Raw genomic sequence first — 15,730 nt, 5'->3', positions numbered from 1 at the left:
TCGGCAGGTCTTCCAGCCCGGCCGCAGACCATTCAGCCCGTCCGGCGTTTGAGGACGAACTCGGCGGAGCCGGTGATCCGCCCAGCCACGAGGCCGGCGCAGCCGGAAGGGATTCGGGAAGGGGCGGGGTCGGGGAAAATCTCGCTTTTAATAATGGGCAGCATTACAATTGCCCCATGGCCAGGACATCAGGACCGGACACCCGGGAGAAGCTGATCCGCGCCGGGGAAGAAGTCTTCGCCGCTCAGGGTGTGGACGGGGCCCAGCTCCGGGACATCGTGCGGAGCGCCGGGCAGAGCAATCCCTCCGCCGTCCAGTACCACTTCGGCTCACGCGCCGGGCTGCTCGACGCCGTGATGGCCGCCCGGCAGACCCGGACCGAGAAGGTCCTCGAGGCCGAGCTCGCGGAGCTCGGGGACGCGCCCGACACCCTGCCCCGCCTCCTCACCGCCCTGGTGAACGCCGAAGCCACCGAGCTGCGCACCGAACGGGGCCGCCGCTGCCTGCGCATCTCCGCCCAGCTCAGCCACGAGAGCGGCGTACGCACCCGGACCCCGCACCCCACCATCGACGGCACCGTCTACTGGGAGCTGATCGGCCGTGTGGAGGACTGTCTGGCAGCCGTGGCCGCGCTCCCCGAGCCGATGCGGCTCGAGCGGCTCGATCTCGCGCTCACCCTCATCGGCGCCGCCATGGGCGACCGCGCCCGCCAGTACCTGGCCGGCACCACCCCCCTGACCGACGAGCCGCTCTTCCTCGCGGACCTCGTCGAGACCACCACGGCCCTGCTCGGGGCCCCCACACCGCGGAGAGAACCATGAGCGAACTGCACGACCTCACCGGCAAGACCGTCATCATCACCGGCGCCGCCCGCGGCCTCGGCGCCGAGGCCGCGCGGCAGGCGGTCGCGGCGGGCGCCAACGTCGTCCTGACGGACGTGCTCGACGAGGAGGGCAAGGCCACCGCCGCCGAGCTCGGCGAGCGCGCCCGCTTCGCGCACCACGACGTGACGTCCGAGGAGGACTGGCAGCGCGTCGCCCAGTTCGCCGTCGCCGAGTTCGGCGGGATCCACGGTCTGGTGAACAACGCCGGGATATCCGCCGGCCAGTTCCTCGAGGCGGAGTCGGTCGAGCACTTCCGCAGGGTCCTCGACATCAACCTCACCGGCGTCTTCATCGGGATGAAGAGCGTCATCCCGGTGATGAAGGAGAACGGAGGCGGGTCGATCGTCAACATCTCCTCCGCCGCCGGTCTCATGGGCCTCGCCCTCACCGCCGGTTACGGCGCCTCCAAGTGGGGCGTGCGCGGCCTCACCAAGATCGGTGCCGTGGAGCTCGGGACCGCGCGGATCCGCGTCAACTCCGTCCACCCGGGCATGACGTACACCCCGATGACCGCCCAGGTCGGCATCGAGAAGGGCGAGGGCAAGTACCCCAACACCCCGATGGGCCGGGTCGGCGAGCCGCACGAGATCGCCGGTGCCATGGTCTTCCTCCTGTCGGACGCCGCCTCGTACGTGACGGGCGCCGAGATCGCCGTCGACGGCGGCTGGACCGCGGGACCCACCGTGAAGTACGTCATGGGGCAGTGAGGTTGGATGGTCGGCATGACTGACGTGACATCAGGGCAGGCCGACCCCCGCGACGAGATCCTGGCCATCGTCGACGAGAACGACGAGGTCGTCGGTGAGGCCCCGCGCGGTGAGGCGTACGCGCGGGGCCTGCGCCATCGCTGTGCGTTCATCGAGGTGCGGGACGCGCAGGGCCGTCTCTTCGTGCACCGACGCACCCCGAACAAGCTGGTCTTCCCTTCGCGGTACGACCTGTTCGTCGGCGGGGTCGTCGGGGCGGGCGAGTCCTACGAGGACGCCGCCCTGCGCGAGGCGGAGGAGGAGCTGGGGGTCTCCGGACTCCCGCGCCCCACCCCGCTGTTCAAGTTCCTGTACGAGGACGGCGCGGGGCACTCCTGGTGGTCGTACCTCTACGAGGTGGTCTGCGACGTGCCGGTGAGCCCGCAGGTCGAGGAGGTCGCCTGGCACGGCTTCCTCACCGAGGAAGAGCTGGAGCGGCGGCTCGGCGAGTGGGAGTGGACGCCGGACGGGCTCGCCGCCTACCACCGTCTGAGGGCCTTCCGCGCGGGCTGACCGGTACGGCTTATGGTGCGCCCGTGAGCAACTTCGTACAGAGCCTGCGCCTGTGGTTCGCCCCCGAGCGGATCCGCGAGGAGGGCGACACCCCCGACTACCGCTTCTCGCTCGCCAACGAGCGCACGTTCCTGGCCTGGCTGCGCACCGCGCTCGCGCTGATCGGCGGGGGTTTCGCGGTGGACCAGTTCCTGCCGGACCTGCGCTGGGCCTGGCGCATCGGTCTCGCCCTGGCGCTGCTCGCCGCGGGTGTGCTCTGCTCGCTGCGGGCGGTCAACCACTGGGTGCGCTGCGAGCGGGCGATGCGGCGGGGCGAGGATCTGCCCACCTCGCGCTTCCCGACGCTGCTGAGCCTGGCGGTCGCGGTGGTGGCCCTCGCCATGGTCGTCATCGTGCTCTTCGGGTGGGAAGGGTGACCGATCAGGCCGCGGTGCGCGATCCGGGGCTGCAGCCCGAGCGCACGCGCCTCGCGTGGCGGCGTACGACACTGTCCTGCACCGTCGCCGCGATCCTCGCGGGACGGGCGGCGCTGCACCACGGCACCACCACGCTGTCCGTCCTCGTCTGCGCCCTGTGCCTGCTGCTCTGGCTCGGCTTCCTCGCGGTCGCGCATCGCAGGCTCACCGCCCTGTCCGCCACGAGCAGGCCGCGCCCGCTCGCGCCGCGGGCGGCGGCGATGGCGACGCTGTGCACGATGGCGCTGGCGGTGTGCGCGACGGCGATGGTGCTCTGAGCCCCGGTGGCGTGACCCCGCCTCAGTCCGTCCAGTCCACCGTCACGACGATCTTGCCCCGGGTGCGGCCCTCCGCGCTGAGCCGGTGCGCGTCGGCCGCCCGCTCCAGCGGGAGCGTCTCGGAGACATGGACCGTGACGACGTCCTGCTCCGCGAGCTGCGACAGGCGCTGGAGGTCGTCGGCGTCGGGGCGCACCCAGCAGTAGTCGCCGCCCAGGCCGATCACCGCGGGGTCCGTGATCGAGGCGAGGCGGCCGCCCGGCGCGAGCACCTCGGCGGACACCTTGAGGGCGTCACCGCCGACCGTGTCGAAGGCCGCGTCCACCCCTTCCGGCGCCAGCGCCCGCACCTGCTCGGCGAGGCCCTCTCCATACGTGACCGGTTCCGCTCCCAGTTCGCGCAGGAAGTCGTGGTTGTGCTCGCTCGCGGTGCCGATGACGCGGGCGCCCGCGTGCCGGGCGAGCTGGACGCCGAGCGAGCCGACGCCGCCGGCCGCCGCGTGCACGAGCACCACGTCACCCTCCGTCACGGCGAGCGCCTTGGTGATCACCTGGTAGGCGGTGAGCCCGGCGAGCGGCAGGCCCGACGCCTCCTCGAAGGTCAGATTGCGCGGCTTGCGGGCGAGGGTGCGCACGGGGGCGGCGACGTACTCGGCGAAGGTGCCGCGCGAGAGGAAGTCCTCGCGTACGTATCCGATGACCTCGTCCCCCACGGAGAACTCCGGGACGGACGCGCCCGGCTGCACCACCACGCCCGCGACGTCCCAGCCGGGGATCACCGGGAAGACGGGGTCGAGGATGGCGTCGAGGTAGCCCTCGCGGCACTTCCAGTCGACGGGGTTCACGGACGCGGCGCGGACCTTCACCAGGACGGAGTCGGGGCCGACCTTCGGGTCGCGGACATCGCCGTACTCGAGGACTTCGGGACCGCCGTACTGGCGGTAGCTGATCGCCTTCATGGGATCGCCTTCGTGGGATCGCCCTTGCAGGGGGTGCCGTCGTGCGGTGATGGAAACATCAACAAGGCTCACATATCCCCATCAAAGGAGCATCGAGGGCTAGCCTGACAGAGTCACCCCCTCCCACAGAAGGTGTACGCGTCATGACCACGCTTCATCACGAGCACCCGGTGCACGAGCACATCCACGGCCCGGCCTGCGGGCACCCGGAGGTGCCGCACGGCGACCACGTCGACTACGCGCACGACGGGCACATGCACCGTCTGCACTCCGGGCACTGGGACGAGTGCGAGCCCAGCGGGCACGCCATCCACGAGGGACACGACCATCGGCACGGCGACGGCTGCGGGCACACGTCGGTCCTGCACGGCGACCACGTGGACTACCTCCACGACGGCCACCGGCACGCGCCGCACGACGGCCACTGGGACGACCACTGAGGCCCACGCGCCCCGAACGGACCGGCCGCCTTCCCCCGCCCGGACGCCAACTGGCAGTCTGTGGCGGGGGATCGGCATGCCGGGGGCCCTGTGCGGCACCGCGATCCTGATCACGTTCCCGCTGCGCTCTGGACGACATACCGACTGGTCGGCATCATGAAGACCGGCACAGCAGGACCGGTACAGCGACAAGACCGGTACAGCAAACGACGTCGACCGTCCGATCAGGAGCGAAGATGAGCTCAGACCAACCGCCAGGCCTCGATCTCGACCAGCTGCGCGGCCATCTGGACCGCGAACGGCCGGGCCTGGTGGGCGGACCGCTCACCGCCCGGCTGATCGAGGGCGGCCGGTCGAACCTCACGTACTCCGTGACGGACGGCACCACACGCTGGGTCGTGCGGCGTCCGCCGCTCGGGCACGTCCTTGCGACCGCGCACGACATGAAGCGCGAGCACCGGGTGATCAGCGCCCTGCATCCCACCGACGTACCGGTGCCGACCCCGGTGCTGCTCTGCGAGGACGACTCCGTGATCGGGGCGCCCTTCTACGTGATGGAGTTCGTGGACGGCACCCCCTACCGCACGGCCGACGAGCTGGCCCCGCTGGGCGCCGAGCGCACCCGGGCCGCCGTCAACGGCCTCGTCGACACCCTCGTCGACCTGCACTCCGTGGATCCCGCTGCGGTCGGTCTCGGTGACTTCGGGCGGCCCGACGGCTTCCTCGACCGGCAGCTGCGCCGCTGGGGCAAGCAGCTGGACGCCTCGCGCAACCGCGACCTCGCCGGGATCGACGAGCTGCACGCGGCGCTCGGCCGCAAGCTGCCCGTCTCCCCCGCGGCCACCGTCGTGCACGGCGACTACCGCCTCGACAACGTCCTGATCGGCCCGGACGACAAGATCAAGGCGATCCTCGACTGGGAGATGTCCACGCTCGGCGATCCGCTCACCGACCTGGGCCTGCTCGTCATGTACAGCACCCGGCTCGAGCTGCCGAACTCCCCCATCAGCACCACGGCGGGCGCCCCCGGACACCCGGCGGCCGCCGAACTGGTCGAGCGGTACGCCGCGCGCTCGGGGCGCGACGTGTCGGCGGTCGACTGGTACACGGCGTTCGCCTGGTTCAAGCTCGCCGTGATCCTGGAGGGCATCCACTACCGCTACACGCTCGGCCAGACGGTCGGCGCGGGCTTCGACCGCATCGGCGAGCTCGTCCCCGTCTTCATCGAGCACGGCCTCACCACGCTCCAGGAACGAAAGGAAGGCTGAGCCCGCCATGGACTTCGCCTACGACGCGCACACCGAAGAGCTGCGCGCCAAGCTGCTCGCCTTCATGGACGAGCACGTCTACCCGGCCGAGGCGACCGCCGACGAGCAGCGCGCCGGGCTGGCCTCTCCGTGGGACACGCCCCCGATCGTGGAGGAGCTGAAGGCCGAGGCCCGCAGGCAGGGCCTGTGGAACCTCTTCCTTCCCGATGCCGAGCACGGGGCCGGGCTCACCAACCTCCAGTACGCGCCGCTCGCCGAGATCACCGGCCGCTCCCCGCAGCTCGCGCCCACCGCGCTGAACTGCGCGGCGCCGGACACCGGCAACATGGAGGTGCTCACCCAGTTCGGCTCCGACGAGCACAAGAAGCAGTGGCTGGAGCCGCTGCTCGCCGGTGAGATCCGCTCGGCGTTCGCGATGACCGAGCCGGAGGTGGCGTCGTCGGACGCCACGAACATCACCACGCTCATCGAGCGCGATGGCGACGAGTACGTCATCACGGGCCGCAAGTGGTACATCTCCGGGGCGATGAACCCCGACTGCAAGGTCTTCATCGTGATGGGCAAGACCGACCCGGACGGCACCGACATCCGCCGCCAGCAGTCGATGATCCTCGTCCCCAGGGACACTCCAGGGCTCGAAGTCCGGCGCGCCATGCGGGTGTACGGGTACGAGGACCACTACCACGGCGGTCACGCCGAGGTCGTCTTCGACCGCGTACGCGTCCCCGTCTCGAACCTGATCGGCGAGGAGGGCGGCGGCTTCGCCATCGCCCAGGCGCGGCTCGGTCCCGGCCGCATCCACCACTGCATGCGGCTGATCGGCATGGCCGAGCGGGCCATCGAGCTGATGTGCCGGCGGGCTGTGGCGCGTACCGCCTTCGGGAAGCCGCTCGCCCAGCAGGGCGTCGTCCAGGAGTGGATCGCGGACGCCCGGGTCGCCGTGGAGCAGCTGCGGCTGCTCGTGCTCAAGACCGCCTGGCTGATGGACACCGTCGGCAACAAGGGCGCGCACACGGAGATCCAGTCCATCAAGATCGCGACGCCGCGCACGGTCGTCGGCATCCTCGACCAGGCCGTCCAGCTGCATGGCGCGGGTGGCGTGAGTCAGGACTTCCCGCTCGCCGAACTATGGGCGGCGGCGCGGACGTTGAGGCTCGCGGACGGTCCGGACGAGGTGCACCAGAGGTCGCTGGCGCGGCGGGAGCTGAAGAAGTACCTGTAAGCGCCTTCCGGGGGACTGTGCTTCACTGCGACTCCGTCGTGGCTGGGCGCGCAGTTCCCCGCGCCCCTTCGGGGCGCTCCTTACGGCCGCAGCGCCCTCAGCAGCAGGTCCGCCAGGTGATCGGCGACCTGCTGCGGGGTGAGCGGGCCGTCCGGGCGGTACCAGGTGGACAGGTGGTGGACCGAGCCGAAGTGGTAGTCCACCACCAGGTCCGCCGGGGTCGCCTTGGAGAAGACGCCGGCCTCCTGGCCCTCCTCGATCAGCGCGCGGAACCGCTCGTGGTAGCGGCGGCGCTCGGCCCGCACCTGCTTGTTCTTCTCCGGGCCGAGGTGGTGCATGGAGCGGAAGAAGATCGACGCGTCGTCGAGATTGTCGATCGTCGTCACGACGACGTCCGCCGCCGCGTCCCGCACCCGCTGCTCGATGGGCGCGTCGGCGTCCGCGAAGGCGTCGAGGCGCTCCTGCTGGACGCGGAGCACGCGCGCGTACACCTCGTGCAGGAGATCGTCCTTGGAGCCGAAGTAGTGGTAGAGCGCGCCCTTGGTGACGCCTGCCGACTCCACGATCTCCTGCACCGATGTGCGGTCGTAGCCGCGCTCGGCGAAGAGCCGCGTCGCGGCGGCGAGCAGCCGCTGAGGGACGGGCGTACCGTCACCGTCCGTCGTCCTGGCCACTGCCGCCACCTTCCTTCCGATGTCACTTGCCGTTGTCTGTACGGGAACGCAGTTCCCGTCGGAGGATCTTCCCACTTGTCGTCTTCGGGAGCTCCGGCAGGATCTCGACGGCCCGCGGATACTTGTACGCCGCGAGCCGCTCCTGGCAGTACCCGGCGAGCTCCTTCGGTGTCGCCTCGCCGCCCGGCCGCAGGCTCACGTACGCCTTGACGGTCTCTCCCCGGTAGCTGTCCGGGACGCCGACCACCGCGGCCTCTCGGACCGCGGGGTGGGTGTAGAGGACGTCCTCCACCTCGCGGGGCCAGACCTTGAAGCCGGACGCGTTGATCATGTCCTTCTTGCGGTCCACCACGTAGAGCCAGCCCTGGGCGTCCATGAAGCCGATGTCGCCGGTGCGCAGCTCGCCGTCGGGGAAGGCCTCGTCGGTGGCGTCGGGCCGCTTCCAGTAGCCGGGGACGACCTGCGGGCCGCGCACGGCGATCTCGCCCTGCTCCCCGAAGGGCACGTCATCGCCGAAGTCGTCGACGATCCGTACGACGGTCTCCGGACCCGGTACGCCGACGGCGAGCGTGCCCGACACCGGATCGACGGGCGCCCGCAGGCCGGGCGGCACGGAGGCGCAGGGGGCGGTGCACTCGGTGAGGCCGTAGCCGTTGTGGAGGTAGGGCCCGAAGCTCGCGGCGAACTTCTCCACCAGGGCGGGCGGCAGCGGCGCACCGCCCGAGGAGATCATCGCGAAGGAGTCGAAGTGCTCCCGCGTGACGGAGGGGTGGGCGGCCAGCGCCATGAAGGCCGTGGAGGGGCCCACGGTGTACGCGGGTTTGTGCTCGGCGAAGGCGTCGAGGACGACTCCCGCGTCGAAGCGGTAGGCGAGCGCGAGCGTGCCCGCGTTGGCGATGCAGCCGGCGATCTGCGCGACCATGCCGGTGATGTGGAAGAGCGGCGCCATCGCGAAGTAGCAGGCGCCTTCCGGGATGCCGGAGCCGGTGCGCTGCCGTTCGGCGTTGTAGGTGATGTTGCCGTGGGTGTTCATGGCGCCCTTGGGGGTGCCGCTCGTGCCCGATGTGTAGCTGATCAACGCGACGTCCGCCGGGCCGAGTTCACGGTCCGATGGCGCCGGGAGTCCCTGGCGGGCGACCGTCACCAGGTCCTCGGCGTCGGCGGCCTGCGGCAGGCGCTCGAAGTCGAGCACCCGGGCGTCGTCGCGGCTCTGCAGGTCGAGTTGGCAGGCGGTGAGCACGATGCGTACGGGAGAGGCGGCGGCCGTCTCGCGCAGATACGTCTCCCATGCGCGGTCCGCGCAGATCAGCGCGGTCACGTCGGCGTCCGCGAGGACGTGCCCGACCTCCGCCGTCTTGTACATGGGGTTGACCGGCACGACCGTGGCGCCCGCCTTCCACGCGCCGAGCAGCGCGATCACGAAGTGCGGGGTGTTCTGCAGCAGGATGGCGACCCGGTCGCCGCGTGCGAGCCCGCTCGCGGCCAGGTGCCCGGCGACGGAGTCGGTGAGGGCGTCCGCCTCGCGGTAGGTCAGGCGTCCGTCGAAGTAGGCGAGGGCCGTGTGCTCGGGGGCCCTGGCGACGGCCGCCCGGAAGGCGTGCACGACGGAGTCGGCGGGCTCGACAGGACCGCGCTGGGCTTCGTTGAGGCGGCCCAGCCAGGGCTTGGCGTCGTACAAAGAGGGACCGACGGGCTTCGGGGATGCGCTCACCGCTCCGTCGCCTCCCACTTCTGCTGGATGTGGTTCATGCCCGTCAGCCACTTGTCGGGTTCGGCGGCGCGGATCCGGTAGTACTCGGCGACCTCGGGGTGCGGCAGGATCAGGAAGCGGTCCTCCGCCATCCCCGCGAAGAGCGCGTCGGCGACGTCGCCGGGCTCGATCGCGGTGGGCGTGAGCACCAGGTCGCCCGCGCTGCCGGTGGCGGCGAGCATGTCCGTACGCACGCCCTGCGGGCAGATCGCGTGGACGCTGATCCCCCGGTGGCGGTAGGTGAGCGAGAGCCATTCGGCGAAGGCGTACGCGCCGTGCTTGGTGACGCTGTAGGGCGCGGCGCCGATCATGGTGAGCAGTCCGGCCGCCGAGACGGTGGAGACGAAGCGGCCGCTGCCGCGCTCCAGCCACTCGGGGAGCAGCTCGTGCGCCGCGCGGACGTGGGCCATGACGTTGACGTCCCAGGCGGACGCCCAGACCTCCTCCGGCGCGGCCTGAGAGCCGCCGGAGCCGAGGCCCGCGTTGGCGCAGTACACGTCGATGGTGCCGCTCAGCGCTTCTCTGGCCGCAGGGACGATCGTGGAGGCGTCTCCCGGCACGGCGACGGCGCTGATCTCGTCGGCCACCGCCTCGGCCTTGGCGGCGTCCAGGTCGTTGACCACGACGCGTGCCCCGGCGGAGGCGAACCGGCGGGCCAGCGCGGCCCCGATGCCGCCTCCGGCACCGGTGACGACAACTCCCTTGTCCTGCAGGGTCTCCACGATCGGTCTCCTTCGGCTGCGGCTCCGCTGTGATCGCAGACTAACCAGTCGGTATGTGCCTGCGGAAGGGGGTCGTCCCGCCGGGTTCGTTCCGCGCCGGAGGTCCGCGCGCTAGCGTGCGTGGCCATGACAGCCACCGCGCTCACGGAGGTCTCTGCATGAACCTGTCCCGACGCAGTCTGTCCAGACGCAGTCTGTCCAGACGCGGCCTGCTGGCCGCCACCACGGCCACCGCGCTGACCGCGGCCTCCCCGGCTTCCGCCGCTTCCGCCGCTTCCGCTGAGGGAGGCGGCTCAGGCGCGGGACGGCGCCTGCGCACCGGCTTCGAGCGCCTCGCCGCCGACGGGTACGCGGCGCTGGACGGTGAGCGGGTCGGCGTCGTCACCAACCCGACCGGTGTCACCAGGGACGTACGCCACATCGTGGACGTCATGCACGCCGACGAGATGGTGGATCTGGTCGCGGTGTTCGGGCCCGAGCACGGCTTCCGGGGGACGGCGCAGGCGGGCGGTTCCGAGGGGCGCTACGACGATCCGGCGACCGGGCTTCCCGTGTACGACACGTACCAGAAGAGCGGTCAGGCGCTCGCCGACATCTTCACCGCGTCCGGGGTCGACACGATCGTCTTCGACATCCAGGACGTGGGCGCGCGTTTCTACACGTACATCTGGACGCTCTTCGACTGCATGGAGTCCGCCGAGCTCGCGGGCAAGCGGTTCGTCGTCCTCGACCGGCCCAACCCGGTGACGGGGCGCGACGCGTACGGGCCCGTCCTGCACAAGGAGTTCGCGACGTTCGTCGGGCGGCAGCCGATCGCACAGGCGCACGGGATGACGGTGACGGAGCTGGCGCTGCTCTTCAACGGCGAGTTCCTCAAGCGTCCCGTCGATCTTGAGACGGTGCGGATGACGGGGTGGAAGCGCTCGGACTTCTACGACGCGTCCGGTCTTCCGTGGGTGCCGCCGAGCCCGAACATGCCGACGCCCGACACGGCCCTGGTCTACAGCGGCACCTGCCTCTTCGAGGGCACGAACCTCTCGGAGGGGCGCGGCACGACGCGCCCCTTCGAACTCCTGGGCGCGGAGGGCATCGACCGGAAGTGGGCGGCGGCCGTGAACGAACTCGGCCTGCCCGGCGTGCACTTCAGGGAGGCGTACTTCGCGCCGACGTTCTCCAAGTTCCAGGGCAAGACGATCGGCGGCGTCCAACTCCATGTGCACGACCGGGAGTCGTACGACCCGGTGCGCACCGGTATCGCGCTGCTCGTGACCGCCAAGAAGGTGTGGGGCGGCTTCGCCTGGCGCTCGGACAACTGGATCGACAAGCTCACGGGCACGACCCGGGTCCGCACCCAGATCGACGCGGGCGCGGACACGGGCGAGGTGGTGGCCGCCTGGCAGGACGACCTCGCGGGCTTCCGCGAGATGCGCCGCCGGTATCTGCGCTATCCCTAGGAGCGACTCCTAGGAGCAACTCCTAGGAGCGCCCGCTCAGGTCTGCGCGCTCGCGTGCAGAATCCTTGCCAGTTCGCGCGGCTGGGAGAACATCGGCCAGTGGCCGGTGTCCATCTCGACGAGCCGCCAGCGGTCGCTCTTGAGCAGCTCGGCCACGTCGTCCATCGGCTCGGCGCCGTCGAGCAGGCACTTGATGTACGTCGCAGGAAGCTCGCCGAGCGGGCGCGCGAGCACCGCGGGTTCGGTCAGCGTGGCGCCCGGGTGCGGTGTCGCGCCGCTCGCGAACCGGGCGACCTCTTCGCTGTCGAGCCCCTGCCCGTCGAAGTCGGCCGCGGCCGGGGGCGGCCACCAGCCGTCGTTCTCGGCGAGCGTCTCCTCGAACGCCTCCTGGCCCCGCCACCATCCGGAGGCGAACGACTCGCCGTCGATGGGGACGTCGGCGTCGACGAACACCACGCGGGTGAGCCGGTCGCCGATCAGCTCGGCGGCCTGGCCGACGGGGATGCCCGCGTAGCTGTGCCCGACAAGGACGACGTCGCGCAGGCCGAGGCGTTCCACCTCGCCGACGATGTCCCGCACATGGGTCGGCTGTCCGGCCGGCACGCCCTGCTTGTCGGCGAGGCCGGAGAGCGTCAGCGGGTGGGCGCCGTGCCCGGCCGCCCGCAGTTCCCGCGCCACGTCGTCCCAGGCCCACGATCCGAGCCACGCGCCCGGCACGAGTACGAATTCCGCCATGGAGGAGAACGTACACGCGGAAGCCGTGGTGGAGCAGACCCCACCGGGGTTGGGGTGCCTGCTGGATGGTGGCGCGGCGGACCGCCCGGAATCGTGGTTTCCGGCTGTTGACGGGCGATTCGAGGAGGTACGGAATGACAGGCGTGACGCGGCGAAGGGTCCCGCTCCTGCTGGTCACGGCGGTCGGGGCGGGGGCGCTGCTCGCTCCTCAGGCTGCCCGCGCGACGCCCGCGGCGGCGGATCCGGTCCCGGCGATCGAGCGCGCGGCCCACCCGCTGCGCTCCACCGATCCGGGCGGCAGCACTCGGGATCTGCGGCCGCTGGGCCGGATGGTGGGCGATGCCTCGGTGGTGGGGCTCGGCGAGGCCACGCACGGCTCGCACGAGTTCTTCACCATGAAGGACCGGGTGTTCCGGTATCTCGTCGAGGAGAAGGGCTTCACCACCTTCGCGCAGGAGGTCAGCTGGACGACGGGGCTGCGCTTCGACGCGTATGTGCGCGGCGGCGAGGGCGATGTGCGCGAGCTCGTCCACCAGGAGCTGGCGAAGACGCCCTGGGACACGGAGGAGTACGTCGAGCTGCTCACCTGGATGCGCGCCTACAACGACCGCCACCCGGAGCGCGAGCTGCGGTTCATGGGCAACGACCTCAACTACCCGGAGCTGGGAAAGGAGTTGTTCGACGGGGTGACGGACTATGTGCGGTCGCACGAGCCCGATCTGCTGCCCAGGATCACCGAGCTGTACGCGCCGATCCGCCGCCTCGCGGACGGGGACACGTACATGGGCAGGCCGCTGGAGGAGCGGCGGAAGCTGGCGGGGAAGGCACGGGAGGCCCTCGGTCTGCTGAAGAAGCGCCGGCCCGACCGCCCCGACGGCAAGTTCACGTGGACACTGCAGCACGCCCGGTCGCTCTCGCAGACCGCCACGCTCTACGCCTTCGCCCTGGACACCCCCGAGGGCTCGAAGGAGTCCATGCTGTACCGCGACCGCATCATGGCGGACAACACCGCCTGGTGGCAGCGGAACACGGGCGACAAGGTGCTCCTGTCGGCCCACAACGCCCATGTCGCTTACGAGACTTACGACCCGCGCTATCCGAAGATGCAGGGCGCCTTCCTGCGTGAGCGGCTCGGCGAGCGGTACGTCAGCCTGGGGTTCACCTTCGACCAGGGGTCGTTCATGGCCCAGGGTCCCGACAACGGCAAGTGGAAGTCCTTCCCGGTGGGCCCGGCGACGCGCGGCATGAACGAGCACACCCTCGACAAGGTGCGCCTCGACGACTACTTCGTGGACATGCGCTCCCTGCCGGACCCGACCCGCGCGTGGCTGAGCAAGGCCCGGGTGACCCGCAGCATCGGCTCCGGCTGGCCGGACGGACCGTACAAGATCCGCCTCGCCCCCTCGCACGACATCCTCATCCATCTGCACCGCGTCACCGCAGCTCATCGCCAGTCTCAATGACCGAGACAGCCCGTCCCAGGTATTGACTGGTTCTTCCCGACCCCGGACCCGGTCAACGCCACCCTCGCCTCCCTGGGCGGCGTCCTGGGCGGCGCGGTCTCCCCTCTGGTGGCGACGCGGCCGCAGTCGGCGTTCGGGTCCTCGTCCGTGGGCTGGTACGTGAGCGCGATGGCGGTTGTGTCCCTGGTGTGTGTACTCGCGCTGCCGGAAACCCGCGAACGGGACCTTGCATAACCGAATAAAACGCAATGCAAAGCCCGTTGGAGATGAATTCTCCACACGTCTAGACCACATACTCCGGTCATATGCGGAATGGAGAATTCAGCGACTGAGCCACCACCGCTCATTCTCCTTGGCGAGCGCGTCCCAGAGCAGGTTCAAGGGATGCCCCGAATCGCAGGAATCGCGGTCGCCGCGCCGTGTGAACACGCCCACGAGCACCTCGGTCCGCGGGCCCGCGTCGCCGATGACGTCGAGCCGCCGCAGCCCCCCGGCCTCCGGGAGGCTGCCGCTCTCGGCCGCCTCGGCGATGCCCCGCGTGACCAGCATCGCCCCGCTGACCACGCCGGAGCGCAGCAGCTCGAAGCCGTAGTGCGCGGCCTCTATCTCGGCGGCGATGGACAGCTCCTTGCGGTAGTCGGCGCCGTACCAGGAGGTGAGGAAGCGGCCGATCAGACCGCCCGCCGACACCACGAGCGGCAGCTCGGGCAGTTCGCTCGCGCCGACCGAGGCGCCCGGAAGGCGGTCCTCGGACAGGTTGGTGAGCAGCGAGAGTCCGCTGCGCCGCCACTCGATGACCTCGTAGGGGTCGAGCTCGGCCTCCTCGCCCTCGATGACCACGACACTGCCGCAGACCAGGTCGAGTTCCTTGGTCCGCAGCTTGGTGAAGAGGTCTCCGGTACGGACGTGGGTGACCTTCAGGTCGACGCCCCGGCGTTCGTAGGCGTCGCTCACTCGCTCCACCGCGTCCAGGAGAAACCCCAGCGTGTAGCGGGTGGAGCCGACCGAGAGGGTGCGGCCGAGGCGGCGGCGCGCGTCGTGCAGACCGTCCGTCCACTGGCCGAGCGTGCGCCGTGCCAGGTCGACGAGGGTCTCGCCGGTGGGGGTGAACAGGACGTCCTTGCCGCGCCCCCGCTTGAGGACGAGGGCTTCTCCGCACAGCGCTCCGAAGGTGCGGTTCATCGTGTCCAGCTGCTTCTGCACGCTGGACTGCTCGCGCCCGAGCACCCGGGCGGCGGCGAGCGCCGTGCCCGTCTCGTGCACGGCGAGCAGCGTACGTAATTGATCCATCGTGGTGTCCAGCAGCTCCGTGGGGTACTGCTGCGGACCGGATAAGGCCATGCTCGGCGACTCGCTCTCCGACTCCTTTGTGTTTTACGGCAATGCAGCATAGCCGCCGCGGAAACTGATCCGGAGAACACCCTAAATTATCTGGCGATTTCTTCCAGAAAAAGCTGGATGCGTTCCCTGTACCCGTGGAATGGTCGAGCCAATCCCGCTCGATCAATCATCTCTGCAAGGAGACTTACGCTCGTGAGCCAATACCAGGCCGCACCCGCGCACCACGGTCCCCACCCCGCGGGCCCCACGGGCCACTCGGGCCGCGCGGCCAGGCGACCCGGCACCCTCACCGCTCTGGTGTGGACCACGGTCCTCTCCGCGGTCGCCGCGATCATCGGCGCCGTCCTCGTCTTCGCCGGCGGCGACGACATGGCCGAGGAGAACATCAACGACGTCATCCAGGACCACCCGGACGTCGTCGGACTGCCCTCGGGGACGTCCGCGGCGGACATCAAGGCGCTGTCGGGTCCCATCTGGGACGAGATGGTCAGCGACCGTGCGGGCACCCTGTCCGCCCGTGCCGGCTTCGCGATATTCACCGCTGTCTGCCTGCTGATCTTCGCGCTCGCCGCCCGCAAGAGCGCCGCCGTCTGGGCCCGCGTCCTCATCACGATCTCGGCCGTGATCGCCCTGTTCCCGCACTTCCTCATCCTCGGCGACTACGAACCCGACTCGGTCTTCATCACGAGCCTGGTGGCGCTGTTCACAGCCATCGCGGCGATCGTGCTGTGCTGGCTGCCGCCCGTCAACCGCTTCGCGCGGGAGCGGAAGGTCACCGGCTAGCCGACGGCCGGTGACCGCGTGGGGCAGGTGCCGTCCGGGGGACG

The 15,730-nt window shown here is 70.5% G+C and carries 17 protein-coding genes; 11 read left to right on the top strand and 6 right to left on the bottom strand.

Translation table 11 applies throughout. The annotated features are described in order from the left end of the window. Nucleotides 1-176 precede the first annotated feature (176 nt). The 5 genes from E2651_RS16710 to E2651_RS16690 are packed head-to-tail and all read left to right on the top strand — an operon-like array spanning nt 177 to nt 2,876. Nucleotides 177-821 carry a helix-turn-helix domain-containing protein gene (locus E2651_RS16710; protein WP_135331941.1) on the top strand — a complete coding sequence of 215 codons (645 nt, stop codon included), beginning with the start codon at nt 177-179 and terminating at the stop codon, nt 819-821. Nucleotides 822-826: 5 nt separating this feature from the next. Beyond that, complete coding sequence (locus E2651_RS16705; protein WP_135331943.1) at nt 827-1,591, top strand: glucose 1-dehydrogenase; 765 nt, start codon at nt 827-829, stop codon at nt 1,589-1,591. Between the two features lie 15 nt (nt 1,592-1,606). Continuing rightward, nucleotides 1,607-2,143 carry an NUDIX domain-containing protein gene (locus E2651_RS16700; RefSeq protein WP_135331940.1) on the top strand — a complete coding sequence of 179 codons (537 nt, stop codon included), beginning with the start codon at nt 1,607-1,609 and terminating at the stop codon, nt 2,141-2,143. Between the two features lie 23 nt (nt 2,144-2,166). Further along, nucleotides 2,167-2,559, top strand: a complete 393-nt coding sequence (locus E2651_RS16695; protein WP_135331939.1) for a DUF202 domain-containing protein — start codon at nt 2,167-2,169, stop codon at nt 2,557-2,559. Beyond that, a complete protein-coding gene (locus E2651_RS16690; RefSeq protein ID WP_245238899.1) occupies nt 2,556-2,876 on the top strand; it encodes a DUF202 domain-containing protein in 321 nt (106 codons plus the stop codon). The genes E2651_RS16695 and E2651_RS16690 overlap by 4 nt, the downstream gene beginning before the upstream one ends. 22 nt (nt 2,877-2,898) lie before the next feature. On the opposite strand, the gene E2651_RS16685 is transcribed toward E2651_RS16690, so the two are convergent. After that, nucleotides 2,899-3,834, bottom strand: coding sequence for an NADP-dependent oxidoreductase (locus E2651_RS16685; protein ID WP_135331937.1), 936 nt, complete (start codon nt 3,832-3,834; stop codon nt 2,899-2,901). Between the two features lie 143 nt (nt 3,835-3,977). Between E2651_RS16685 and E2651_RS16680 the strand changes: the two genes are divergently transcribed. The 3 genes from E2651_RS16680 to E2651_RS16670 all read left to right on the top strand — a co-directional run bounded on the left by E2651_RS16680 (nt 3,978) and on the right by E2651_RS16670 (nt 6,764). Further along, entirely contained in the window at nt 3,978-4,274 is a 297-nt protein-coding gene (locus tag E2651_RS16680; RefSeq protein ID WP_135331936.1) for a hypothetical protein, read from the top strand. Nucleotides 4,275-4,510: 236 nt separating this feature from the next. Then, nucleotides 4,511-5,542, top strand: a complete 1,032-nt coding sequence (locus E2651_RS16675) for a phosphotransferase family protein (protein WP_135331935.1) — start codon at nt 4,511-4,513, stop codon at nt 5,540-5,542. A gap of 7 nt (nt 5,543-5,549) precedes the next feature. Then, on the top strand, nt 5,550-6,764 hold the full coding sequence (locus E2651_RS16670) for an acyl-CoA dehydrogenase family protein (protein ID WP_135331934.1): 1,215 nt from the start codon (nt 5,550-5,552) through the stop codon (nt 6,762-6,764). An 80-nt stretch (nt 6,765-6,844) separates the two neighbouring features. Here E2651_RS16670 and E2651_RS16665 read toward each other — a convergent pair whose 3' ends face one another. Genes E2651_RS16665 through E2651_RS16655 form a run of 3 tightly spaced genes read right to left on the bottom strand, consistent with a single transcriptional unit; the run spans nt 6,845 to nt 9,913 of the window. Continuing rightward, entirely contained in the window at nt 6,845-7,438 is a 594-nt protein-coding gene (locus E2651_RS16665) for a TetR/AcrR family transcriptional regulator (RefSeq protein WP_135331933.1), read from the bottom strand. 22 nt (nt 7,439-7,460) lie between these two features. After that, nucleotides 7,461-9,149, bottom strand: coding sequence for an AMP-binding protein (locus E2651_RS16660; RefSeq protein ID WP_135331932.1), 1,689 nt, complete (start codon nt 9,147-9,149; stop codon nt 7,461-7,463). Next, complete coding sequence (locus E2651_RS16655; protein WP_135331931.1) at nt 9,146-9,913, bottom strand: SDR family oxidoreductase; 768 nt, start codon at nt 9,911-9,913, stop codon at nt 9,146-9,148. The genes E2651_RS16660 and E2651_RS16655 overlap by 4 nt, the downstream gene beginning before the upstream one ends. 155 nt (nt 9,914-10,068) lie before the next feature. Here E2651_RS16655 and E2651_RS16650 point away from each other — a divergent pair, with 155 nt between their 5' ends. Continuing rightward, complete coding sequence (locus tag E2651_RS16650) at nt 10,069-11,364, top strand: DUF1343 domain-containing protein (protein WP_135331930.1); 1,296 nt, start codon at nt 10,069-10,071, stop codon at nt 11,362-11,364. 36 nt (nt 11,365-11,400) lie between these two features. Here the strand turns inward: E2651_RS16650 and E2651_RS16645 are convergent, their stop codons facing one another. After that, a complete protein-coding gene (locus E2651_RS16645; protein WP_135331929.1) occupies nt 11,401-12,099 on the bottom strand; it encodes an alpha/beta hydrolase in 699 nt (232 codons plus the stop codon). A 134-nt stretch (nt 12,100-12,233) separates the two neighbouring features. Between E2651_RS16645 and E2651_RS16640 the strand changes: the two genes are divergently transcribed. Next, entirely contained in the window at nt 12,234-13,562 is a 1,329-nt protein-coding gene (locus E2651_RS16640) for an erythromycin esterase family protein (RefSeq protein ID WP_135331928.1), read from the top strand. 321 nt (nt 13,563-13,883) lie between these two features. Here E2651_RS16640 and E2651_RS16630 read toward each other — a convergent pair whose 3' ends face one another. After that, a complete protein-coding gene (locus E2651_RS16630; RefSeq protein ID WP_135331927.1) occupies nt 13,884-14,903 on the bottom strand; it encodes a LysR family transcriptional regulator in 1,020 nt (339 codons plus the stop codon). Between the two features lie 192 nt (nt 14,904-15,095). On the opposite strand from E2651_RS16630, the gene E2651_RS16625 reads away from it, so the two are divergent. Beyond that, nucleotides 15,096-15,686 (top strand): hypothetical protein, encoded by a 591-nt coding sequence (locus E2651_RS16625; protein ID WP_245238898.1) that lies wholly within the window; start codon nt 15,096-15,098, stop codon nt 15,684-15,686. Nucleotides 15,687-15,730 lie beyond the last annotated feature (44 nt).

It is taken from the genome of Streptomyces sp. MZ04 (assembly GCF_004684775.1).
GTDB lineage: Bacteria > Actinomycetota > Actinomycetes > Streptomycetales > Streptomycetaceae > Streptomyces.
Note: the sequence above shows the minus strand (reverse complement) of the source record. Positions and strands in the feature narration are given on the sequence as shown.

What these genes read in the sequence shown, in the direction of transcription:
- E2651_RS16710 (WP_135331941.1), top strand. Translation starts at nt 177, where the DNA reads ATGGCCAGGACATCAGGACCGGACACCCGGGAGAAGCTGATCCGCGCC.
- E2651_RS16700 (WP_135331940.1), top strand. Translation starts at nt 1,607, where the DNA reads ATGACTGACGTGACATCAGGGCAGGCCGACCCCCGCGACGAGATCCTG.
- E2651_RS16685 (WP_135331937.1), bottom strand. Translation starts at nt 3,834, where the DNA reads ATGAAGGCGATCAGCTACCGCCAGTACGGCGGTCCCGAAGTCCTCGAG.
- E2651_RS16680 (WP_135331936.1), top strand. Translation starts at nt 3,978, where the DNA reads ATGACCACGCTTCATCACGAGCACCCGGTGCACGAGCACATCCACGGC.
- E2651_RS16675 (WP_135331935.1), top strand. Translation starts at nt 4,511, where the DNA reads ATGAGCTCAGACCAACCGCCAGGCCTCGATCTCGACCAGCTGCGCGGC.
- E2651_RS16670 (WP_135331934.1), top strand. Translation starts at nt 5,550, where the DNA reads ATGGACTTCGCCTACGACGCGCACACCGAAGAGCTGCGCGCCAAGCTG.
- E2651_RS16650 (WP_135331930.1), top strand. Translation starts at nt 10,069, where the DNA reads ATGAACCTGTCCCGACGCAGTCTGTCCAGACGCAGTCTGTCCAGACGC.
- E2651_RS16645 (WP_135331929.1), bottom strand. Translation starts at nt 12,099, where the DNA reads ATGGCGGAATTCGTACTCGTGCCGGGCGCGTGGCTCGGATCGTGGGCC.
- E2651_RS16640 (WP_135331928.1), top strand. Translation starts at nt 12,234, where the DNA reads ATGACAGGCGTGACGCGGCGAAGGGTCCCGCTCCTGCTGGTCACGGCG.
- E2651_RS16630 (WP_135331927.1), bottom strand. Translation starts at nt 14,903, where the DNA reads ATGGCCTTATCCGGTCCGCAGCAGTACCCCACGGAGCTGCTGGACACC.